Origin of the sequence: Pseudofrankia sp. EUN1h (genome assembly GCF_001854645.1) — a bacterium.
GTDB lineage: Bacteria > Actinomycetota > Actinomycetes > Frankiales > Frankiaceae > Pseudofrankia > Pseudofrankia saprophytica.
Window position 1 is genome coordinate 125,626 of the sequence record NZ_MBLN01000042.1, and the last position, 21,471, is coordinate 147,096.

At 72.0% G+C, this 21,471-nt stretch carries 19 protein-coding genes; 3 read left to right on the top strand and 16 right to left on the bottom strand.

Annotated elements, in window-relative coordinates; all coding sequences use genetic code 11:
- Positions 1–268: 268 nt before the first annotated feature.
- The 8 genes from BCD49_RS09755 to BCD49_RS09790 all read right to left on the bottom strand — a co-directional run bounded on the left by BCD49_RS09755 (position 269) and on the right by BCD49_RS09790 (position 8,324).
- A complete protein-coding gene (locus tag BCD49_RS09755; protein ID WP_007510008.1) occupies positions 269–1,246 on the bottom strand; it encodes an NADPH:quinone oxidoreductase family protein in 978 nt (325 codons plus the stop codon).
- A gap of 1 nt (position 1,247) precedes the next feature.
- Positions 1,248–2,243: a phosphotransferase family protein gene (locus tag BCD49_RS09760; RefSeq protein WP_051467297.1), complete on the bottom strand. Its 996-nt coding sequence runs from the start codon at positions 2,241–2,243 to the stop codon at positions 1,248–1,250.
- Between the two features lie 53 nt (positions 2,244–2,296).
- Positions 2,297–3,598 carry an acyl-CoA dehydrogenase family protein gene (locus BCD49_RS09765; protein WP_007510004.1) on the bottom strand — a complete coding sequence of 434 codons (1,302 nt, stop codon included), beginning with the start codon at positions 3,596–3,598 and terminating at the stop codon, positions 2,297–2,299.
- Between the two features lie 119 nt (positions 3,599–3,717).
- Positions 3,718–4,737 (bottom strand): DUF2889 domain-containing protein, encoded by a 1,020-nt coding sequence (locus BCD49_RS09770; protein WP_007510002.1) that lies wholly within the window; start codon positions 4,735–4,737, stop codon positions 3,718–3,720.
- 44 nt (positions 4,738–4,781) lie between these two features.
- Positions 4,782–6,134 (bottom strand): alpha/beta hydrolase domain-containing protein, encoded by a 1,353-nt coding sequence (locus BCD49_RS09775; RefSeq protein ID WP_007510001.1) that lies wholly within the window; start codon positions 6,132–6,134, stop codon positions 4,782–4,784.
- Positions 6,131–6,607: a VOC family protein gene (locus BCD49_RS09780; protein WP_007509999.1), complete on the bottom strand. Its 477-nt coding sequence runs from the start codon at positions 6,605–6,607 to the stop codon at positions 6,131–6,133. The genes BCD49_RS09775 and BCD49_RS09780 overlap by 4 nt, the downstream gene beginning before the upstream one ends.
- Positions 6,604–7,557: a zinc-dependent alcohol dehydrogenase gene (locus tag BCD49_RS09785; RefSeq protein WP_007509997.1), complete on the bottom strand. Its 954-nt coding sequence runs from the start codon at positions 7,555–7,557 to the stop codon at positions 6,604–6,606. The genes BCD49_RS09780 and BCD49_RS09785 overlap by 4 nt, the downstream gene beginning before the upstream one ends.
- Entirely contained in the window at positions 7,554–8,324 is a 771-nt protein-coding gene (locus BCD49_RS09790; RefSeq protein ID WP_007509996.1) for a TetR/AcrR family transcriptional regulator, read from the bottom strand. Before BCD49_RS09790 ends, BCD49_RS09785 begins: the two co-directional genes overlap by 4 nt.
- A gap of 136 nt (positions 8,325–8,460) precedes the next feature.
- Between BCD49_RS09790 and BCD49_RS09795 the strand changes: the two genes are divergently transcribed.
- Positions 8,461–10,020: an MFS transporter gene (locus tag BCD49_RS09795; RefSeq protein WP_007509995.1), complete on the top strand. Its 1,560-nt coding sequence runs from the start codon at positions 8,461–8,463 to the stop codon at positions 10,018–10,020.
- An 88-nt stretch (positions 10,021–10,108) separates the two neighbouring features.
- On the opposite strand, the gene BCD49_RS09800 is transcribed toward BCD49_RS09795, so the two are convergent.
- A complete protein-coding gene (locus BCD49_RS09800) occupies positions 10,109–11,410 on the bottom strand; it encodes an acyl-CoA dehydrogenase family protein (protein ID WP_007509994.1) in 1,302 nt (433 codons plus the stop codon).
- Positions 11,407–12,552 carry an acyl-CoA dehydrogenase family protein gene (locus BCD49_RS09805; RefSeq protein WP_007509993.1) on the bottom strand — a complete coding sequence of 382 codons (1,146 nt, stop codon included), beginning with the start codon at positions 12,550–12,552 and terminating at the stop codon, positions 11,407–11,409. The genes BCD49_RS09800 and BCD49_RS09805 overlap by 4 nt, the downstream gene beginning before the upstream one ends.
- 149 nt (positions 12,553–12,701) lie before the next feature.
- On the opposite strand from BCD49_RS09805, the gene BCD49_RS09810 reads away from it, so the two are divergent.
- A complete protein-coding gene (locus BCD49_RS09810; RefSeq protein ID WP_007509991.1) occupies positions 12,702–13,448 on the top strand; it encodes an SDR family NAD(P)-dependent oxidoreductase in 747 nt (248 codons plus the stop codon).
- Between the two features lie 75 nt (positions 13,449–13,523).
- Positions 13,524–13,958, top strand: a complete 435-nt coding sequence (locus tag BCD49_RS09815) for a nuclear transport factor 2 family protein (protein ID WP_007509989.1) — start codon at positions 13,524–13,526, stop codon at positions 13,956–13,958.
- 27 nt (positions 13,959–13,985) lie between these two features.
- Here BCD49_RS09815 and BCD49_RS09820 read toward each other — a convergent pair whose 3' ends face one another.
- The 6 genes from BCD49_RS09820 to BCD49_RS09845 form a co-directional block, all read right to left on the bottom strand.
- A complete protein-coding gene (locus tag BCD49_RS09820) occupies positions 13,986–14,753 on the bottom strand; it encodes an SDR family NAD(P)-dependent oxidoreductase (protein ID WP_007509987.1) in 768 nt (255 codons plus the stop codon).
- Positions 14,750–15,784 (bottom strand): phosphotransferase family protein, encoded by a 1,035-nt coding sequence (locus BCD49_RS09825; protein WP_007509985.1) that lies wholly within the window; start codon positions 15,782–15,784, stop codon positions 14,750–14,752. Before BCD49_RS09825 ends, BCD49_RS09820 begins: the two co-directional genes overlap by 4 nt.
- Positions 15,781–16,974 carry an acyl-CoA dehydrogenase family protein gene (locus BCD49_RS09830; protein WP_007509984.1) on the bottom strand — a complete coding sequence of 398 codons (1,194 nt, stop codon included), beginning with the start codon at positions 16,972–16,974 and terminating at the stop codon, positions 15,781–15,783. The genes BCD49_RS09825 and BCD49_RS09830 overlap by 4 nt, the downstream gene beginning before the upstream one ends.
- A 76-nt stretch (positions 16,975–17,050) precedes the next feature.
- Entirely contained in the window at positions 17,051–18,226 is a 1,176-nt protein-coding gene (locus tag BCD49_RS09835) for an acyl-CoA dehydrogenase family protein (protein WP_007509983.1), read from the bottom strand.
- Complete coding sequence (locus BCD49_RS09840; RefSeq protein WP_007509982.1) at positions 18,210–19,325, bottom strand: acyl-CoA dehydrogenase family protein; 1,116 nt, start codon at positions 19,323–19,325, stop codon at positions 18,210–18,212. The genes BCD49_RS09835 and BCD49_RS09840 overlap by 17 nt, the downstream gene beginning before the upstream one ends.
- A gap of 125 nt (positions 19,326–19,450) precedes the next feature.
- Positions 19,451–21,127 (bottom strand): class I adenylate-forming enzyme family protein, encoded by a 1,677-nt coding sequence (locus tag BCD49_RS09845; RefSeq protein ID WP_007509981.1) that lies wholly within the window; start codon positions 21,125–21,127, stop codon positions 19,451–19,453.
- Positions 21,128–21,471 lie beyond the last annotated feature (344 nt).

Here is a 21,471-nt window from a genome sequence, read left to right on the forward strand (position 1 = left end):
GTCGATATCGGAGTCGATGCTATCGACCGCGCTGTCAGGCAACGGAAAGGGGCGCCCGGCGAATGCCGGGCGCCCTCATCCCGTCACGGGTAGTCGCGCGCAAATGATATGTGCTTAATGTCGCGGCGCACGATGCCACCGAACCCGATGCCACGGAAACGGTTCAGACCGCGACACCGAGAAAGGCCGCGCCGGTTGCCCGGCGACAAGCTCGGTTCCGGGTGTCACCACGCCGGACGCACCGGGGACACAGGGCTACCGGTCCCGCTCAGGGCGCGACGTCGAGGACGACCTTGCCGATCGCCTTGCCGTCGGTGACGAACCGCAGCGCGTCGGCCGTGTCGGCGAGTGCGAACACCGCGCCGATGTGCGGACGCACCTTCCCCGAGGAGAGCAGCTCCATGAGCTCCCGCTCGTCACGGGCCAGCTCGTCCGGCCGGTGGGTGGCGAAGTCGCGCATCTGGAAGCCCATGATGTGCGCGCCCTTGAGCAGCACCAGGTTGAGCGGGATCCGCGGGATGGTCCCCGAGGCGTAGCCGATGGTCACGAAGCGGCCGTCGAAGCGCAGCGCCCGCAGCGCCGCCTCCGAGAGATCTCCGCCGACCATGTCGACGACGACGTCGACGCCCGCCGGGTGCGCGACCTTCAACGCCTTCCGCAGGTCCTCGGCCTCGTTGTCGATCAGCGTCGTCGCGCCGTTCGCCGCGGCCGCCTGCAGCTTGTCCGACGAGTTCGCCACCGCGGTCACCTCGGCCCCGAGGGCGACGGCGAGCTGGACGGCGGCGAGACCGACGCCGCCACCCGCGCCGAGCACCACGACCCGGTCACCCGGCTGCACCCGGGCCATCGAGCGCAGCACGTGATACGACGTGCGGTGCCCGACGGAGAAGGCCGCGGCCGACCGGTCGTCCACCCCGTCCGGGACGGGCCGCACCGAGTCGGCGGCGCACACGACCTGCTGCGCGAAGGCGCCGACGAACACCGTCCCCGCCACCCGGTCGCCGGGGGCGAGGCCGGTGACACCGTCGCCGACCTCCTCGACGATGCCGGCGAACTCGCTTCCCGGCACGAAGGGCACGGGCGCCTTCACCTGGTAGGTGCCCGCGATGACGAGCACGTCGGGGAAGTTGACCGCCGCCGCCCGGACGCCGACCCGGACCTGGCCCGGGCCTACCGGCGGCGTGTCGATCTCCTTGACCTGGATGACCTCCGGCGCGCCGTTCTCCGCACACACCGCCGCCAGCATGTCAGCGCCCCGTGTAGCTGTAGTCGGTGGTCGAGGCGAACTCGGCCGCCTCCGTCATGGACTTCTCGATGACCGGCCCGAACGCGAGCAGCTTCGGGTCGCTGCCCGCGCGCTGGAAGCCCTGCTCCAGGACGATCGCCATCTTCCACCGGGCCAGGACGAGGTAGTAGTCAAGGTCGTCGACCTGGCGACCGGAGACCTTGGCGTAGTGCTCGACGATCTGGTCGCGGGTGGGCATGCCCTGCAGGTCGACGTAACCCGACGTGGGTTCAGACGTGTCGTCCGGCCAACTCATGATCATCCAGGCCAGGTCCAGCTTCGGGTCACCGACGGTACCCATCTCCCAGTCGACCAGCGCGGCCAGCTTCGCCGGGACCTCGTTCTTGAACATGACGTTGGCGAACTGGTAGTCGCCGTGCATCAGGCCGGGGATGTAGTCGAGCGGCCGGTGGCCCCGCAGCCACTCGGTGACCGTGTCCATGCCGTCGAGCTCACGGGCCTTGATCCTGTTGAAGAAACGCAGCCAGCGGTCGACCTGGCGCTCGTGGAAGCCGTCCGGACGGCCCAGGGTCTGCAGCCCCTTGGCCTGCCAGTCGACCTTCGACAGCAGCGCGATGCCCTCGGCCAGCTGATAGCCCAGGCCCTTGCGCAGCTCCAGGTCGCTGTTGAACGGCTCGGGCCACTTGCGGTCCTTCATGCTCATCGGCGACCAGCCGTCGACGAAGCCCATGAGGTAGAAGGTCCGGCCGAGCACCGACGAGTCGGTGCAGACCGCCACGGCGGCGGTGTGCGGGACGTCGGTGCCGTCGAGCGCCTCGATGATCCGCCATTCCCGCACGATGCCGTTGTCCCGGTCGGCCGGCGCCGTGGCCGGTGGGATCCGGATGACGCACTGGAAGTCGCCGCGGGTCAGCAGGTAGATCTCGTTCTGCGTGCCGCCGGAGAGGAACTTGTGCTCCAGCGGGGCGCCCGCGCCGGGCAGCCCCTGGGCGTCCATCCAGGCGGCGAGCCGCTCGAAGTCGAGCGTGGTTTCGGTCTCGGTCTCGGCGCTCACAGGTTTCCCACCTCGTGCTCAAGGAACTTGGCGTACTTGGCCCGGGAGGCGTCGAGCTTGCCCGGGATCCACTCGGTCGGCCACATGCCCTCGGCCGGCTTGTAGTCGCGCAGGACCTGCTTGGCGACGGTCATCTTGTGGACCTCGGTCGGCCCGTCGGCCAGGCCCATCACGGCGGCGCCGTGGATGTACCGGAAGAACGGCATCTCGTTCGTGGTGCCGAGCGCGCCGTGGATCTGCATCGCCCGCCAGGCGATGTCGTGCAGGATGGTCGGCATGACGATCTTCGCCGTGGCGATGTCCTTGCGGACGCGCTTGTAGTCCTGGTACTTGTCGATCTCCCAGGCGACGTACATGACGAGCAGCCGGAACTGCAGCAGCTGCGCGTACGAGTCGGCGATGAAGCCCTGGACGAACTGCTTCTCCGCGAGCTTGCTGCCCGCGGTGGTGCGCGACAGCGCGCGCTCGCAGGTCATGTCCAGCAGCCGCTGCGCCTGGCCGATGGTGCGCATCGCGTGGTGGATGCGCCCGCCGCCGAGCCGGGTCTGGGCGATGGCGAACGCCTGGCCCTCGCCGCCGAGCAGCGCGGACTCGGGCACCCGCACGTCCTCGTAGTGGATGAGCGCGTGGAAGCCCTCGCCCAGTGGCTCGCCGAAAAGGCCGACGTTACGGACGATGTTGATGCCCGGCGTGTCGGCCGGCACCAGGAACATCGACATGCCTCGGTACGCGCTCACGTCGGGGTTCGTGACCACCATGACGATGAAGAAGCTCGCGGTCTTGGCGTTCGACGAGAAGTACTTCCACCCGTTGATGATCCACTCGCCGCCCTCCTTGTGGGCGCGGCAGGTGAACTGCGTCGGGTCCGCGCCGGCCTGCGGCTCGGTCATCGAGTAGCTGGAGAACATCTCGCCGTCGAGCAGCGGCCGGAGGTACTTCTCCTTCTGCTCCGGCGTGCCGTAGTGGGCGATGATCTCGGCGTTGCCGGTGTCCGGCGCCTGGCAGCCGAAGACGATCGGCGCCCAGGAGGAGCGGCCGAGGATCTCGTTGAGCAGCCCCAGCTTCTGCTGGCCGAAGCCCTGGCCGCCGAGCTCGGGGCTCAGGTGGGTCGCCCACAGGCCCTGGTCGCGGACCTGCTGCTTGAGCGGGTCGATGAGCTCCCGGCGCTTGTCGGTGAGCGGTACGAACTGCAGGTCCGGGAACGCGAGGTCAAGCGGCTCGACCTCGCTGCGGACGAACTCGTTCGCCCAGTCCAGCTTCTTCTGGTACTCGGGATCGGTCTCGAAGTCCCACGCCACGGTGTGTCCTTCCTGGTCGTCTTCGCCAGAATACGATTCTGACAATGCCGAACACAAGTTTGGATCTTCGGAACGCCTGCCGGAACGAAGATCCTCGGCCATGGCCGAGGCGGGCCGCCTCAGACCGGTAGGCGGGCGAGCAGCGCGCCGACGTCCTCGAGCGAGCGCAGAGTGTCGTTGAGGTGCGTGCACGTCGTGACCCCGGTGAAGGTGTCCCGCACCTCGCGGCGCAACCCGTCCGGGCGCTGTCCCACCAGGCGGCCAGCGCTGGCCAGCGCGAGCGGGCACTCCGGCCACGGCAGCGCGCCGAACTCCGCCGTGCACGCCGTGAACGTCGTCGTCGCCGGGTCGAGCGTGGCGTGCACGGTGTACTCGTGCACCGCGGTCTCGACGCCGTCCGGATCGACGTGGCTGTCGCGGAAGAAGCACTCGGCCCGCGCCTCGGCGCCCGCCCGCCAGACGTCGAGCCGACGGCGCCGGCGCATCCCGTGCGCCGGCAGCGGCGCCACCTCGTGCCAGCCGTCCGGGTCGTCGCCCTCGATCGGCGGCACCGGCGGCCCGAACGGGGCCGGCACCCGCCCGGTGGCCTCGATCCCGCGGATGATCGTGCCGTCGGTGACCCAGCCGGCGCACAGGTCCGGGTACTGCGAGGCCATTCCCTGCCGCCACTGCGGGAAGGGCCCAGGCGCCACCCACTGGGTGGCGTAGCCGCTGACCAGCACCGCCGTAGGCAGGTCGTCGAGCAGCTGGAAGCGGACCGAGTGGCTGGCGCGCTCGTCGGGCAGGGCGGCGTAGACCGCCTGCCGGAAGCCCGAAGCCGCCCGGACGCCGACGAGCGCCGCGAGCCGTGGCTCGTCCGGGTCGAAGCCGATCCGGGTGACCTCCCGGCGGGGGAAGGCGATCTCGGCGTCGAGGCGCGCCGCGTCCAGGACGGTCAGGGCGCCGTCGGCCTCGACACGCACGTCCCGGCCACGCGCGTCCAGCATCACGGGACCGGACAGGCCGGCGGGCCGCAGCGAGTCGTGCGTCGTCGTCCGGCGCACGAGCCCTGGCCGTGGCGGCGGCGTCGAGAGCGCCGGGCCGGTGGGCGACGCCGGGCCGGTCATCGCGCGGCCGTTCGGCTGGGCTGACGTGCTCATGCGCGGATCACTCCTCGCTCGACGGGGCCCCGGAAAGCCCGCGGCTACGAGATCCGGTCGGGCTGGGCGTAGGCGAGGAGGGCCTCGCGGTCCTCGGCGAGGGCGAAGCCGTCGGCGACGAGCCGGTCGACGGCGGCGGTGTAACGCGCCAGGTAGTGCGCGCGCGACGGGTAGAGCTCGGCGACCCGCGCGGCCGGCAGCGCGATCGTCGAGCCGAACAGCTGGCAGATCACCGACGGGTTCGGGCCGGGGATGCCGGACAGCACGTCGACCGGCACGTCGACCGGTGGCGTGCGGATCCCGCCGAGCGCGATGCCGTCGCCGTCGCGGACGATCTCGCCGCCCGCGGTCGTTATCCGCGGCGAGGCGGGCGGCGGAGTGCCGCCGCGCGCCCAGGTCTCCAGCGCGCGCAGCGCGGCCTTGACGACGACGTGCATCGGGGCGTCGTTGACGTCGACGCCGCAGCCGAGCAGGTCGGCGAACGGGCCGACGGTGTGCTGGTCGGCGTGGGCGGCGCCGGCGACCTCCCACGTGCGGACGTGCTCGAGGTCGTCCTGGCGGGAGCCGAGCGAGTGCAGCACCTGGTTCAGGTCGCCCTCGGCCTGGACGATGAGTACCGGGGTGGTGGTGTCCTCCCGGACGAGCACCGGGCTGGTCGCGGTCAGCGCGTGCAGGCCCGCCGGCTGACCAGGAGCGGCGAGGTTCAGCGCGCCCAGCCCGCGGCTGTGCAGCAGGTAGCCGTCGAACAGCCCGCGGACGAGCGGCTCGACCCCGTTGACGTAGGTGACCATCGCGTAGGCGGACTGGGACTGGCCGGCGGCGAGCACGAGCCGCGGGGTGAGACCCCCCAGCAGCGTCCCGTCGCGGACCGAGCGGGCCGTCTGGGTGAACAGGTCGAACGCGAACCCGTCGCCGGGGTGGACGAGCGAGCCGTAGCGCTCCGGGTCGGTGCCCACGAGTCCGGGCGCGTCGGCGCCCTCGACGGGCGAGGCGAGCACGGGGCCGCCCGCGACTCCGATGAGCTGGGCCGACACGCCGACCCAGGCGTGGCCGCGGCGGGTGATCTCCTCGTGGTTGGTCGCCCAGATGACGTCGGCGTCGTGGCCGGAGCTGACGTTGAGCCACTCGACGACCGCGGTGCCGCTGAAGCGCTCGGCCGCGACCGGGCGGCGCACGACGACCCGGGTGCGGTAGGGCGCCGAGCCGGCGGGCCCGAACGTCCAGCGGCCGTCCGCCGAGAGTTCGCCGACGGCCCGGTAGGCGGTCGCCGTCCCTGCCGCGGCGAGCTCGTGCTCGACGTAGCCGACGGCCGCGACGTCGGCCGGTACCGGCGAGGCGAGCATGACCCCCTTGCCGCCGGTCAGCCCGACCAGCTCGGTCGGCGCCGCCAGGCTCACGCCGGGCGCCGGCTGTGCGCCCAGTACTGCTCCAGCCCCGGCTTGATGCTCCGGCTCACCAGCTCGATCCGCGGACCGTCGGTGCCCCGGTGGTAAGCCCAGTAGGGCTGCCCGTCCGGGCCGATGCCGGCGACCTCCAGCGGCATTCCCAGCGCGGCGAGCGCCGCGGAGTCGCCCGGCACGTCGTCCGACCAGTAGCCGAGGTGGTGCACGCCCGAGTCGGCGGGCACCCAGACGGTCCCGGGAATGGGCCGGATGACCTCGAGGCGGGGCTCGTTCACCGAGTAGGAGAAACGCGTCGTGACGGTGGTGTCCACGGGGCCGTCCGGGGTGATGATCCGTACCGCCACGTCGCTCACCAGCTCGTCGCACCACTCGAAGCCGAACAGCTTCGTCAGCCGGTCGAGGGTGCCCTCGAAGTCCTCGACGATGACCCCGGCGTGGAACTGGTCCTCTGGCCGTAGCGTCGTCACAGCTCCACCACCACTCGGATAGCGCCTGTCGTCTTGTCGCCCGCCACCCGGAACGCCTCGGCGGCGTCCTCGAGCGGAAACCGGTGCGTGATCAGCGTCTTGGGGATTTCGGGATTCTCCGCCAGCATTGCCGCGACCTCCGCCAGCTCGGTCACGCTACCGCCAGCGCCGTCGTCGTGCGTGCAGTAGCCCACGGACGGGATGACGCGGGCCTCCAGGTGGAACAGGGTGCTCCAGGCGATCTCGACCGGGCCCATGTGGACGGCGACCGAGACCACGGTTCCGCGCGGGCCGACGAGCTCGATCGCGCGGGCGAGGCTCTCCGTGGTGCCGGCGGCGTCGAGGACGACGTCGTAGCGGCCGTCCGCGCCGATCCGCGCACCCAGGCGCTCACCCGCCTCGGCCTGGTGGCGGTGGCGCGCGTCGAGCGTGACCTCGGGGGCGCCGAGCCTGCGGGCACCGGCGACGGCCAGCAGGCCGAGAGCGCCCGCGCCGACGACCGCCACGCTGGTGTCCTTGCCGGTGCCGGCGAGGCGCAGCGCGTGCCAGGAGACGGCGGCCGGCTCGGCGAGGGAGGCGTCCGTGACGGCGAGCCCGTCGGGGACCGGCACGAGCCGGGGGCTCGGGGCGCGGAACTGCTCGGCCATGCCGCCGTCGGCGTTGGCGCCCAGCGCTCGGGTGAAATGGACTGGGCAGAGGTTGTACCGGCCGATCTGGCACTGGTCGCACGTGCCGCAGCCGAACACCGCCTCGACGATGACCGGCGTGCCGTCGGCGCGGACTCCGGCGAGCTCGTGGCCGACGACCTGGCTCAGGCCGTATCTGAGGTACATGAGGTCCGAGCTGCAGATGCTCGCGGACTTCATCGTCAACAGCTCGTCGCCCTCGCCTGGCGGTAGGTCGACGTCGATGACCGACACGGCGCCGCCCGCCGAACGGACAGCCTTCATGAGTGCGCTCCCTGACTGGGCTGGGGAATCGGTGGTTGGGCCGCCCGCAGGCAGAAGGCGGTGACCTGGTCGATCTCGGCGTCGGTGGGTTCGTTCCGTCGCCACAGGAAGTCCGACAACGCGCCGAAGACGGCGAACGCGGCCAGCGTCGCGTCCGGCTCGGGGTGCCCGCTGCCCAGCGCGGCGAACGGCGCGCGCAGCAGCACCGACATCGACCCGGCGGCCGGGTGGAGGCCGGGAGTGGCGTTCCTGGTGCTGCTCCCGTTCCACATCACGGCCAGCGTCGACGCGGCCACCTCGCCCCTGGCCTGCCCGAGCACGGCCTCCACCCAGCGGCGCACCTGGCCCGCGGGCGTCGGCTCCTTGCTCATCTGGTGGGCGGTGTAGCTGGCCAGCCGCTCGCTCCCGTCCTCGATCAGCGCGGTGACCAGCGCGTCCTTGGACGGGAAGTGGCGGTAGAACGCGTCGTTGGACAGTCCCGCCTCGGCGACGATGTCGGCGACCCGGGGGCGTGATGAGATGCCGTTGCGCCGGATCACCTCTAAACCGGCGTCGAGCAGCCGGCGCACCTCGTTCGTGTAGCCGGCGGTGCGCGCGGCGAGCGTGCGCGCCGCCGTGCGGGCGGCGACGTCGCCGGCCGGCTGGGACTGGATACCCGGTGCCGCCACGGACGGGTCGCCCGGTGTCGCCGCGGGCGTGCCGCCCGGCGCCTCGGAAGGCGGGGAACCCGGCGTCACCGCCAGGAGCCGATCTGCGTTCTGCGTCATCAGAACAGGATTCTGGCATGTCGGGTGGGCGAAGTCACCCCATGTCGCGGCCGGTGGCGCTTTCGCTTCTCGAATGTGCGTGATACATATTATGTGCATCGTGCATATCTATGGTGCCGCACCAACGGGAGGGCCCATGAGCGCCAGCAAGACCACCGGCACCGCCCCGGCCAGCGTGGCGGGTCGCACGGCGCGGGCGAACACCCTCGTCGCGGTCCTCGCGGCCGCGGGCACCGCGATGTCGCTGATGCAGACGCTGATGGTGCCGCTGATCCCGAAGCTGCCGACGCTGCTGCACACCTCGTCCTCCAACGCCTTCTGGGCGATCACCGCCACCCTGCTCGTCGGGGCGATCGCCAACCCGCTGTTCGGCCGCCTCGGCGACCTGTTCGGCAAGCGGCGGCTGTTGCTGATCGCCCTGGGCACCCAGACCGTGGGCGCGCTGATCTGCGCGCTGAGCTCGTCGATCGTGCCGATGGTCGTGGGCCGCGGGCTGCAGGGCATCGGCTTCGCCACCATCCCGCTCGGCGTGAGCATCCTGCGCGACCTGCTGCCGCCCAAGCGGATGGTCTCCGCGATGGCGATCATGAGCTCCTCGCTCGGCGTCGGCGGCGCGCTCGGCCTGCCGATCGGCGCGGTGGTCGCCCAGAACGCCGACTGGCACGTGCTGTTCTGGGGCTCCGCCGTGATCGGCCTGCTGCTGGGCGCCCTCGTCGCCGTCCTGGTCCCCGAGTCGCCGGTGCGCGGCGTCGGTGGCTTCGACGTGCCGGGCACGGTCCTGCTGTCGGTCGGTCTGGTCGGCGTGCTGCTCGCCGTGTCGAAGGGCGGCGACTGGGGCTGGGCGAGCCTCACCACGCTGGGCCTGCTCGCCGGTGGCGTCGTCGTCCTGCTCGCCTGGGGCGCGTTCGAGCTGCGCGTCGACAGCCCGCTGATCGACCTGCGCACCATGAGCCGGCGCCCCGTGCTGCTCACCAACATCGCTTCCGTGGCGCTGGGCTTCGGGATGTACGCGCAGTCGCTGATCGCTCCGCAGCTGATGCAGCTGCCGAAGGCCACGGGCTACGGCCTCGGCCAGTCGCTGCTCGCCACCGGACTGTGGATGGCGCCGGCGGGCCTCGCGATGATGGTCGTCTCGCCGTTCGCCGGTCGGCTGATCTCCGGGCGCGGCCCGCGGGTCGCCCTGGCCGCCGGCGCCGTCGTCGTGGCCGCCGGCTACGTGCTCGCGCTCCCGCTGATGGGCAGCCCCGCCGGGGTGCTCGCGTTCTGCGCCGTGATCAGCGCCGGCGTCGGCCTCTCGTACGCGGCGATGCCCACCCTGATCATGCGGTCGGTGCCGGCCGAGGAGGGCGCGGCCGCGAACGGCCTGAACACGCTGATGCGCTCGATCGGCACCTCCGGCGCGAGCGCGGTGCTTGGCACGGTGATGTCGAGCATGACGACCACGGTCGGCTCGGCGGTTCTCCCGTCGGAGAGCGGCCTGCGGGTCGGCCTGCTGATCGGTGGCGGGGCGGCGCTGGCGAGCTGCGTCATCGCCCTCGCCCTCCCGCGCAGGATCGCGGACGCCCCGGCCCCGGCTGTCCCGGCTGTCCCGGCTCAGGTTGTCCCGGCCCCGGGCGTCTCGGCCATGCCCGCGCCGCGGGTCGCGTCCGAGCGGACGGCCGCGGAGCAGGTCGCGGCGGTCACCGCGATCGACTAACCGGGAAGCAGCCGACCGGCTGGGAGATGGCCAGGATCCGCTGACGGGCGGGGGCGTGTTTCGCGCCCCCGCCTCGCCTTTCCCCGCCTCAGCTGTTGCGGGCGCCGCGGGGGACGTCGCGGAACGCCAGGCCCCGGTCGAGCGCGGCCTCGCGGGGCATGCCGAGAACCCGCTCGCTGATGACGTTGCGGGCCATCTCGGTGGTGCCGCCGCCGATCGTCGCGGTCTGGCGCATCAGGAAGTCCTGGCCAACGTCGAACACGGCGCCGTCACTCTCCACCCAGGCCGCGCCCCGGTCGCCGACGATGTCGAACGCGTTGGTCATGTGCTGGGTCGCGGTGACGCCGGCGAACAGCCGCGCGATCGCCGCCGACTGGTCCGACAGCTTGCCGGTCGTCATGCCGACGGCGAGCCGCGGCTGCAGCGCGCTCCCGACCAGGTCCAGCACCCGGCTCTCGCCGATCAGGTCCCGCACCACCGGGTCCTCGAGCCGGCCGGCGTCGCGGGCGATGTCGAGCAGCCAGTCGGGCCCGATCCGGTGGTGCGCGCTCGTGCCGGGGCTGGTGACGTACGGCGAGTTGCTGGCCATCCGCTCGTGGAACATCCAGCGGGTGCCGATCGTCCAGCCGTCGTCGACGGCTCCGATGCGGTCGGAGTCGGGCACCCGGACGTCGGTCATGAACTCCTGGCAGAACTCCTTCAGCCCGTTGAGCATCTCGATCCGCTGCACGTCGACGCCCTGGGCGGTGAGCGGCAGGATGAAGACCGTGAGGCCGCGGTGCTTGGGGACGTCCCAGTTCGTCCGGGCCAGGCACAGGGCCCAGTCGGACCACCAGGCGCCGGTCGTCCAGATCTTCGAGCCGTTGAGCAGCCAGTCGTCGCCGTCGCGGACCGCGGAGGTGAGCGCCGCCGCCACGTCCGAGCCGCTGGACGGCTCGGACAGGAACTGCATCCAGATCTCCTCGCCCTTCAGCATGGCGGGGATGTGGGCGAGCTTCTGCTCCTCGGTGCCGAACTCCAGCAGCACCGCCGCGCACGGCGTCAGCGTCGGCACCTGGATGCGCTGCGGGTACTCATAGCCGTCGATCTCCTCGTCGAACGCCCGCTGATGGGCGACGGTGAGGCCCAGCCCGCCGTACTCGGCCGGGAAGCAGATGCCAGCGAGGCCGTTGTCGAAGAGCATCCGCTGCACCTCCCGCTCCCGGGCGGCGGCGGCCAGCTCCTCCTCGTCGGTCCGCGTCACCCGCAGAATGCCGACCTCCTCGTGCACCTCCAGCGGCCGCAGGTTGGCACGGATCCAGACGCGCGCCCTGGCCCGGAAGTCTTCGACGCTCTCGCCTGCGGCTGCGGCTGTGCCTTTGGCCGCGCCTGCGGCGGCGGACGTGCTCACGCGAGCTCCTTGAGGTTCTCGAAGATGCCGGTGACGCGGGCCCGGTGGCTCGCCGGGTTGCCGTGCAGCGCGCGGTTCAGCGTGACCCGGCGCAGATAGAAGTGCAGGTCGTGCTCGAAGGTCAGGCCGATACCGCCATGGATCTGGACGCAGTCCTGGACCAGCTCGGCGCCGTAGTCGCCGATGTAGGCCTTCGCGGCGCTGACCAGCTCGGCCGCCTCGGGCGCGCCGGCGTCGATCGCGGCCGTCGCCCGGTCGGTGATCGCGTGCGACGCCTCCAGCCACGTCTTCATGTCGGCGAACCGGTGCTTGAGTTCCTGGTAGGACGCGAGCGGCCGGCCGAACGAGTACCGCTCGAACGCCCACCGCACGGCCAGGTCGAACGCGGTCTGCATCGCGCCGACGCTCTCCGCGCAGCTCAGCGCCAGGACGGCCTGGAACTGGCGCTCGACCTGCTCGCCGACCTCGCCGAACTCACCGACGACAGCCGCGGCGGGCAGCCGGACCCCCTCGAACTGGACGACCCCGAACCGGCGGGTGAGATCGGCGGAGCGCATCGGGGTGACGGTCATCCCGGTGGCGTCGGCCGGTACCAGCACCTGGGCGAAGCCGGCGGTGCCGGCGACCCGCGCGGTGACGAGGATGTGGGCGGCCCGCGCGGCCGACTCGACCGGGCGGGCGGTGCCGTCGAGGACGACGTCGCCGCCGTCGGCGCGGACCTGGACCGTCACGCCAGCCGGCTCGCCGGGCACCCCGGGCTCGCCGAGCGCGCAGGTGGCCAGCGACGCGCCGGACAGGACAGCGTCCAGCGTCTCCGCGTGCGCGTCGCCGCCCCAGGTCGACAGCGCGAGCGCGACGACGTTGGCCGCGGCGAGCGGCCCGGGGGCGGCACGGGCGCCGAACTCGTGGGCGAGGATGGACAGGTCGACGAGCGGTCCGCCGCTGATCGAGCCGCCGCCCTGCTCCTCGCTGACGAGCAGGGAGGTCCAGCCGAGCTCCGCCCCGGCGCTCCAGTAGTCCGCCGAGAAGCCGGCCGGATCGTCACGCAGCCGGCGGATCACGTCCGGGGGCACCCGGTCGGTCAGGAAGCGCGCGGTCGCCTCCCGGAAGACCTCCTGGTCAGGGGTCAGCTCCAGCAGCATGGTCCAGTACCTCGATCCGCTCGTCGGGCCACGACGGTCCTGAGCAGCATCGTTGCGTGGCGCCAGCGACAGGTTCGCAAAGTGTCGACTTCGACGTCAAACTTCGCCAACGGGTGCGCCCGTCGGACTTCGTGAGGTAGAACACGGCCATGACGGGACGGTTCGACGGCAAGGTGACGCTCATCACCGGCGCTGGGTCCGGCATGGGCCGCGCCATCACCATCCGGCTGGCGAGCGAGGGCGCGTCGGTGCTCGCGGTCGACATCGACGAGGGCTCACTGGCCGAGACCAAGGGGTTGGCGAGCGGGACGGTGTCGGTCCGGGTCGTCGACGTCGCGGACCCGGCCGCGTGCGCCGAGGCGGTGGCGGCGGCGGTGTCGGAGTTCGGGCGCCTCGACGTACTGGGCAACGTCGCCGGGATCTACCGCCCGGCGCACACCACCGAGACGTCGGTCGAGCTGTACCGGCGGACGCTGGCGGTGAACCTCGACGGCCCGTTCTTCCTGTCGCAGGCCGCGATCCCGCACCTGCTGGCGGCCGGCGGCACGATCATCAACATCGCGTCCAACGCCGGGGTCCAGGGCGTTCCCTACTCGGCGGCCTACGCCGCGAGCAAGGGCGGCCTCATCCAGCTGACGAAGTCGCTCGCGGTCGAGTTCATCAAGACGCCGCTGCGGGTGAACGCGATCGCGCCGGCCGGCACCCTGACCAACATCGCCAGAACCGTGACGTTCCCCGAGGACCGGGACCCGGACCTCGCCCGCCGGATGGCCGGCTACCGCGGCGTCGCCATGCCCGAGGAGATCGCGGCGCTGTTCGCCTTCCTCGCGTCGGGCGAGGCGAAGTCGATCACCGGCGCCGTCTACGCCGTCGACAACGGMCTGACCGTCAGCTGACCGTCGGCCGGAGGGGCGGAGGAGGKGCGAAAACGCTCTTCCTCGCGCCTCTGGCGAACATTACGAGGAGCATCGATGGACCTGCAGGCGCTCGCCGACAAGCTCGAGATCCAGGAGCAGCTGGCGCGGTATGCCCGTGGCGTGGACACGAACGACTTCGACCTGTGGAAGTCGGTGTTCACCCCCGAGGCGGTCATCGACTACACGTCGACGTCGAGCACGCTGCCCGTCGGCAAGCGCGACGAGATGGCGGCCTGGCTCGAGCGGGGCCTCGGCCAGACACCCTGGAAGATCCACTACGTCACCAACGTGGAGATCGACCTCGACGGCGACCGCGCCAAGGTGATCGCCCAGTTCTACAACCCGATGCAGCTGCCMGGCCTGGCCGAGCCGAGCTTCTGCGGCGGCTACTACTTCCATGACTTCGTGCGCACGCCGGACGGCTGGAAGAGCGAGAAGCTCACCGAGAAGCTCGTCTGGTTCGTCAACAAGCCGGCCGACGTGCGCTGACCAGGGCCACGGCGGTCGTGGGCTCGGTCAGTGGCCGCTCATGCCGCCGTCTACCGCCAGGGTCGTTCCGGTGATGAACGAGGCGCCGTCGCCGGCGAGGAACACGACGGCGGCGTCGAGCTCGTGCTGCTCGCCGAGCCGGCCCAGCGGGCTGGTGTTGGTGATGAACGTCATCAGCTGGTCCTGCGGGATGTCCGCGGTCATCTCGCTGGCGAAGTAGCCAGGCGCGATGGCGTTGACCCGGATTCCCTTGCGGCCGGACCACTGCTGCGCCAGGTCGCGGGTCAGGCCGATCAGCCCGGCCTTGCTGGCGGCGTAGGCGGCCTGCGGGGCGTAGGACTTGACGAGTCCGAGGACGCTGGAGATGTTGATGATGCTGGAGCCTGGTCGCATCACCCGGGCGCACGCCTGCGCGGCCCAGTAGGCGCCGTTGAGGTTCACGTCGATGACCTGGCGGAACTCGTCGGGCTTTTCGCGCAGGGCGGGCACCGCGGTGCCGATGCCGGCGTTGTTGACCAGGATGTCGACCCGGCCGAACTCGGCGACCGCCGCCTCGGCGAGGGCGGTGCACTGGTCGGGGTCGCTGACGTCGGTGGCGACCGTGAGCGCTCGCCGCCCCGTCGCCCGCACCTCCTCGGCGATCTTGTCGAGCCGGTCGGCCCGGCGGGCCGCGAGGACGACGTCGGCGCCGGCCTGGCCGAGCGCGCGGGCGAAACCGGCGCCGAGACCGGAGCTCGCGCCGGTGACGACGGCGACCCGGCCGTCCAGCCGGAACAGGTCCAGAACGTTGATCATGACTTGGCTGGTTCCCTTCCGAGCGCGCGAAGGCCGGCCGCGGCCAGCGGCGCCGTCGCCTCGCCGACCAGCTCGAACCCGTCGCCGCGGGTCACACCTTGCAGGTAGCGGGCGTAGATGCCCTCCGCGATGACCGCCACCTTGAAGTAGCCCAGCGCGAGGTAGAACGCGAAGTTGCTCAGGTCCCGGCCGGTGAGCGTGGCGTAGCGGTCGAGCAGGGCGTCCGCGCCGGGCAGCCGCGGGCTGGTCGACGCCGCGGAGCCGGCGAGCACCGGGGCGAACGCCGGGTCCGAGTAGGCGATGTGCACGCCCAGGTCGGCGAGCGGGTCGCCGAGCGCGGCCATCTCCCAGTCGACGACCGCTCGGATGACGGCCGGGTCGTCGGGGGACAGGATCACGTTGTCGACGCGGAAGTCGCCGTGCAGGACCGACGCGCCGGACTCCACCGGCTGGGTCGCGGCGAGCCCCGCGTGCAGGGCGTCGATGTCGGGCAGTTCCCGGGTGCCGACCCGTCGCCACTGGTCGTTCCACCGCCGGATCTGGCGGCCCAGATAGCCCTGCGGGCGGCCGAACGCCCCCAGGCCGATCGCCTCGGGGTCGAGGGCGTGCAGCCGGGCCAGCACGTCGATCAGCGCGTACGCGCAGCGGTCGATGTCCGCCTGGGGCAGGGCGTGCAGCTCGTCCTCGGTGCGGATGACCGGTCCGGTGACGTACTCGACGAGGGCGAAGGGCACGCCCAGCGTCTCGCCCTCGTCATGGGCGACGGCGTTGGCCACGGGGACGTCGGTCCCGGACAGCGCCGCCATCACCCGGTACTCGCGCAGCACGTCGTGCGCCGACGGGGTGAGCCCGCCCAGCGGCGGCCGGCGCAGCACCCAGCGCGACGTCCCGTCGGTGAGCAGGTAGGTCAGGTTCGACCGGCCTCCGGCCAGGAGCCTGGCGTCCAGGTTGCCCTGGAACTCAGGCACCTGAAGGGCGAGGAACCGCTCAAGCGCGGGAAGGTCGAGCCCTTCGACGGCGGTGGGGCTCATCGGGCCGCCGCCGGGGTGTGCCGGCGCAGGACCCGGCGGGCGATGGCCCACCGGTGCGTCTCGGACGGCCCGTCGTAGATCCGGAACGGGCGAACCTCACGCAGGAACCGGCCGAGCGGGATGTCGCCCGAGACCCCGAGCGAACCGCAGATCTGCAGCGAGCGGTCCACCACCCGCCAGATCGCCTCGGCGCAGAACGTCTTGGCTATCGCCGTCGACTGGGCGCCCGAGCGGCCCTGGTCCAGCTCCCAGCTCGCCTGCAGGATGAGGCCCCGCGCGGCGGCGATGTCGATCTCGCTGTCGGCGATCATCTGCTGCACCATGCCCAGCTCGCCCAGCCGGGAGCCGAACAGCTCGCGCTCGCCGGCCCGGCGGACCGCGATGTCGCGGGCATGGTTGGCGATGCCGAGCCAGCGCATGCAGTGCGTCATCCTGGCCGGGCCGAGGCGGACCTGCGCGTAGCGGAATCCCTCGTCGACCTCGCCGAGCACGGCGTCGTCGGGCACGTCGCAGTTGTCGAAGAGCACCTCGGCGTGGCCGCCGTAGAAGGTCTGGTCGAGGGTCTCGATGTGCCGCACGATCTTCATGCCGGGGTTGTCCGCGTCGACCAGGAACATCGTCGCGCCGCCCTCGGCCCCAGGCTCGCCCGACGTGCGGGCCATGCAGATCGCGAACCCCGTGCCGTCGGCACCGGTGATGAACCACTTGCGACCGTTGATGCGCCACCCGCCGCTGATCCGCTCGGCACGGGTGGCCAGCGCGCGGGGGTCCGAGCCGGCTCCCGGCGCGGGCTCGGTCATCGCGAAGCAGGACCTGATCTCGCCGGTCGCCAGCGGGCGAAGGTAGCGCTCCTTCTGCTCCGGCGTCGCGATCAGCTCCAGCATGTGCATGTTGCCCTCGTCGGGAGCGGCGATGTTGAGGGCGAGCGGGCCGAGCAGGGCGTACCCGGCCTCCTCGAACACGGCGGCCCGGCCGCGCATGTCGAGCCCGTGACCGCCGTACTCGGCGGCGACGTGCGGGGCGAACAGGCCCGCGCCGCGGGCCGCGTCCTGCAGCTCGCGGCGCACCGCCTCCGACGGCGTGCCGGCCGGGTGGCGCGCCTCGACCGGGAGCACCACCTCGCGGACGAACCGCGCGGTCCGCTCGGCGAGGTCGGCGACGGCCGGTTCGGGGGAGAGGTCGATGGTCATGAGGCTCCTCAGTGCTTCCGAGGGTAGGGGCCGCCGGAGGTGCGAAGGAGGGGCATTTTCACACCTCCTTTGGCCCTCAGCCGCGGGGCAGGCCGAGCACCCGCTCGGCGATGACGTTCCGCTGGATCTCCGACGTGCCGCCGGCGATCGTGCCCCCGAACGTGCGGGCGTACCGCTCGAACCAGCTGCCGAGATAGTCCATCGCGGTCAGGTGCGACTCCGGGCCGGTGCGTGTCGGGTGGTCGAGCGCCGCGATGCCCGCCGCCTCGAACGCCGCCTCCGTGCCTGCCTGCGCCGCCTCGGACCCGAACAGCTTCAGCACCGACAGGGCGGCGACGTCCTGCTCGCCGCGGTCCTCCCTGGAGAGCGCCGCCGACCCCATCCAACGCAGCGCGTGGGCGTCCATCACCAGGGTGGCGTAGCGGTCCTTGTCGAGCGTCGTGACCGGGTGGAAGTCCTCGACCAGGTCCGCCAGTCGCTCGGCGAACAGCATCCACAGCAGGGTGCGCTCATGCCCGAGCGAGCCGTTGGCGACCTTCCAGCCGCCGCCCAGCTCGCCGATCAGGTTCTCCGCCGGCACGCGGGCGTTGTCGAAGAAGACCTCGTTGAAGTCAAGGTCGTCCGGGCTGGTGATCGACCCAAACGGCCGTCGGGTCACCCCGGGGGTGTCGGTCGGGATCAGCAGGACGCTGATGCCCTTGTGCTTGGGCGCGTCCGGGTCGGTGCGCACGAAGGCCAGCAGGACATCCGCGTCGTGCGCGCCCGACGTCCACACCTTCTGCCCGTTGACGACGAAGTGGTCGCCGTCCAGGATCGCCCGGGTTCGCAGCCCGGCGAGGTCGGAGCCGGCGCCCGGCTCGCTCATCCCGAGGGCACCGGTGATCTCGGCGCGCAGGAGCGGCACCGCCCAGCGGCGCTTCTGCTCCGGCGTGCCGAAGGTCAGTACGGAGGCCGCGATGATGCCGACGCCCTGCGGGTTGAAGCTGTGGGTGATCCGCCGCTTCGACAGCTCCTCGCGGTGGACGTACTGCTGGAGGATGGTCGCGCTCCGGCCGCCGAACTCGGGCGGGTTGCCGGGCAGCAGCCAGCCGGCGTCGAACTGGAGGCGCTGCCAGCGCCGGGCCCACTCCGGCACGTCGGCGCTGGAGCGCGACGCGCGGTCGGCCTCGTCGGCGCTGGGCGCGTTCGCATCGAGGAACGCCACGAACTCGGCGCGGAACTCCTCGACGTCGTCGTCAAACGTGAGCCGCACGGTGCTCGCCACCCTTCTCAGGAGCGCTGACGGAGGTATGCGAATGATCTTCTTTCGCACCTCCGGCGGCCCCCGTCCCCGGAGTCACTGACAGGCTTCCCTCGGCGACCAGGGATCGGTGCTCCTCGGCGATCAGAGATCGGTGCTCGTCCGCCCCGCCGAGGAGGGCCTCGCCGGCCTTGGCCCGCTTGAGGGCGAACTGGAGGTCGTTCTCCCAGGTGTAGCCCATGCCGCCGAACAGCTGCAGGCCGTGGCGGAACACAAGCGACTGGCATTCGCCGGCCGCCGCCTTCGCCATCGAGGCCGCGAGCCGGCGCCGCGGGTCGTCTTCCGCGATGGTCAGTGCCGCGAAGTAGGCCAGGGCCCGGGCGCGCTCGATCGCCACGTGCATGTCGGCCGCCTTGTGCTTGACCGCCTGGAACGAGCCGATCGGCACGCCGAACTGCTGGCGGGTCCTGGCATGGTCCAGCACCAGGTCGAGCACGCGCTGGCTGGCGCCGACCATGGTCATCGCCAGGCCGGTGAGGGCGTGCTCGCGGGCCTTCGCCGGGTCGGCGCCGGTCCGCGCGTCGGCGGTGACCCGGATGCCGGTCAGCGTGACCTCGGCGACGTGCAGCAACGGGTCGAAGATCGCGGCCCGCCGGGTCGTCACCGACGCGGCGGGGACGGCGAAGACTCCCTCGGTGGTGACGACGGCGAGCCAGTCGGCCCGGTCGCCGTCGAGCACGCGGTGCGCGGTGCCGTCGAGCACCCAGCCGTCGCCGTCGCGGCGGGCCGTGATCCCCTCGTGGACCGCGGTGCCGGTCTGCGTCGGCTCGGCGACGTCGGGTGCCAGCGGCACGAACTGGCTCATCGTCGCCAGGAACGGCGTCGGGTCGACGGCCCGGCCCAGCTCCTCCAGGACGATCCCGAGCTCGACGGTCTCGCTGGGATCGACGAGCTGGGTCCAGCCGAGGCTGGCGTAGGTCCGCCACAGGCCATCGGTGTCGGCCCCCGTGTCGGCGACGGCGCGGACCAGCGCGGGTGTGCACTCCTTGGTGAGCACGTCACGGACGGTGCTCTGCCATAGCCGTTGATCCTCGTTGAACTCAGACAGCATCCCGACCTCCGGAGTGGAACGCCGAGCAGATCAGGACATACGCCACCACGAGTTACCCTCCTACCGCACCGCGCTCTCGACGCGCGCAAGAACAGGACTTTCAACACATGCGGGAAAGGCGCAGGTCAGCGCCGCTCCGTCAGCCGCGGGCCCGGCTGCTCGCGCAGCACCGCCCGCTGGATCTTTCCGGTCGCGGTCTTCGGCAGCGCCGGGATGATGACGACGCGCCGCGGCCGCTTGTACGCCGCCAGGCGCTCCTTCGTGAAGGCGATGAGCTCGTCCTCGCTGGCCGTCGCGCCGGGGCGCAGCGAGACGTAGGCGGCCACCTGCTCGCCGCGGTACTCGTCCGGGAGGCCGACCACCGCGGCCTCGAAGACCGCCGGGTGCTCGTAGAGGACGTCCTCCACCTCGCGCGGCCAGACCTTGAAGCCGGAGGTGTTGATCTGGTCCTTGATCCGGTCGACGAGGTAGATCCAGCCCTCGGCGTCCATCACGGCCACGTCGCCGGTGTGCAGCCGGCCACCAGGCAACGCGTGCGCGGTCGCCTCGGGGTTGCGCCAGTACCCGGGAACCACCTGCGGCGCGGTGAAGACGAGCTCGCCCTCGGCGCCGGGCGGCTGGGACCTGTCCTCGGCATCGATGATCTCGACCGTCACGTTCGGCGCCGGGACGCCGATCGAGAGCGTGCCGCTCGGCTGGTGCACGGGGGCGGTGGCGCCGGGCGGCACGGCGATGCCGCCGCCCGTCGTCTCCGTCATGCCCCAGATGTTGTGCAGGTAGGGGCCGAAGCGGGCGCGGAACGCCTCGATCGTCGACGGCGGGATCGGCGCTCCGCCGGAGTAGAGCAGCCTGATCGTCCGGAAGTGCTCGGGGCCGGCCGCCGGCACCTGGAAGAAGGCGTTGAAGGCGGTGATCGAGCCGATCGTCGTGGTGACCCCGTGCTCGCGGAAGGCGTCGAGGACGACCGCGGGGTCGAAGCGCCCGCTCATGCTGAGGGTGGCGTCGTTCAGCAGCGCGATGCCGGCGTTGAGCGAGAGGCCGGTGATGTGGAACAGCGGCGCGATGGCGAACGAGACGTCGCCGGGTTCCAGGCCGAGCCAGTCGCCGTAGTTCAGCACCGCGTGCAGGTAGTTGCGGTGGGTGTTCAGCGCGCCCTTCGGCGGGCCGGTGGTCCCCGACGTGTAGGTGATGAACGCGGTGTCGTCGAGCTCCACCGCGACCGGTTCGGGGCGCTGCCCGCGCCGCGCGGCGAGGATGGCGCCGAGGTCGCCCTCCGGCGAAGGCGCCGGCTCCACCGGGTCCGGGAAGGCGCGTGGATCGTCGCGGGTCTGGAAGTCGCGCGACGAGGCGGAGAGCACCCAGCCGACCGTGCCGCCGGCGAGCGTCTCGCGGACCTCGGCGTCCGTGCCCCGGGCCGCGATGACCCCGGTGGTGCCCGAGTCGTCGATCAGGCGGCGCAGCTCCGGCCCGCGGTACATCGGGTTGAGTGGGACGGCGGTGGCGCCGGCCTTCCAGATCGCGAGCAGGCTGATCGGGTAGTAGGGCACGTTCTGCAGGTAGATGCCGACCCGGTCGCCCCGCCTGATGCCCCGGGCCTGGAGTTCGGCGGCCAGCGCGTCGGCGTGCGCGTCCAGCTCGGCCGCGGACAGCGAGCCGTCGAAGTAGCGCACCGCGGCCCGCTCGGGGTTCGCGGCGACCCGGGCCCGCCACGCCTCGACGACCGACCCGTGGGTGATCTCCGGCGAGGGGTCGACCCGCGCCGGGTACAGGGCCAGCCAGACAGGCAGGGGACCGGTCGACATCGATCACGTCCTCGGTGAGGGGGAGCCTCGTCCGTGCGTCCGGCCCGCGGGGTCATCGGGKGACGCACCGGCTGGGACGCCCGGGCAGGGTTGACGCGTCGGGCGCACGTTACTAGATTTTTCGCAGTTATTGAATATCTGGTTGCATATACTGCACGCGGTTGCCCGCTGTGCGGCGTCGTCGACTGCACGACGTCGTCTGCCGCGCTAGGGCACCTACTGCACAGCGTCGTCTACCGACACAACGGCGTCATCTACTGACACAGTTGCCGATCGGCGATGATCAGCACGGTGCCGATCACGGCGGCGGGTGAGCGCGCTGCGCGACACCCGCCGCACCCGGC

Excerpts from the sequence above, each read along its gene's own strand:
- BCD49_RS09840 (WP_007509982.1), bottom strand. The coding sequence starts at position 19,325 with ATGCTGTCTGAGTTCAACGAGGATCAACGGCTATGGCAGAGCACCGTC.
- BCD49_RS09845 (WP_007509981.1), bottom strand. The coding sequence starts at position 21,127 with ATGTCGACCGGTCCCCTGCCTGTCTGGCTGGCCCTGTACCCGGCGCGG.
- BCD49_RS09825 (WP_007509985.1), bottom strand. The coding sequence starts at position 15,784 with ATGAGCCCCACCGCCGTCGAAGGGCTCGACCTTCCCGCGCTTGAGCGG.
- BCD49_RS09770 (WP_007510002.1), bottom strand. The coding sequence starts at position 4,737 with ATGAGCACGTCAGCCCAGCCGAACGGCCGCGCGATGACCGGCCCGGCG.
- BCD49_RS09755 (WP_007510008.1), bottom strand. The coding sequence starts at position 1,246 with ATGCTGGCGGCGGTGTGTGCGGAGAACGGCGCGCCGGAGGTCATCCAG.
- BCD49_RS09785 (WP_007509997.1), bottom strand. The coding sequence starts at position 7,557 with ATGAAGGCTGTCCGTTCGGCGGGCGGCGCCGTGTCGGTCATCGACGTC.
- BCD49_RS09760 (WP_051467297.1), bottom strand. The coding sequence starts at position 2,243 with ATGGACGCCCAGGGGCTGCCCGGCGCGGGCGCCCCGCTGGAGCACAAG.
- BCD49_RS09795 (WP_007509995.1), top strand. The coding sequence starts at position 8,461 with ATGAGCGCCAGCAAGACCACCGGCACCGCCCCGGCCAGCGTGGCGGGT.
- BCD49_RS09830 (WP_007509984.1), bottom strand. The coding sequence starts at position 16,974 with ATGACCATCGACCTCTCCCCCGAACCGGCCGTCGCCGACCTCGCCGAG.
- BCD49_RS09790 (WP_007509996.1), bottom strand. The coding sequence starts at position 8,324 with ATGACGCAGAACGCAGATCGGCTCCTGGCGGTGACGCCGGGTTCCCCG.
- BCD49_RS09820 (WP_007509987.1), bottom strand. The coding sequence starts at position 14,753 with ATGATCAACGTTCTGGACCTGTTCCGGCTGGACGGCCGGGTCGCCGTC.
- BCD49_RS09805 (WP_007509993.1), bottom strand. The coding sequence starts at position 12,552 with ATGCTGCTGGAGCTGACCCCTGACCAGGAGGTCTTCCGGGAGGCGACC.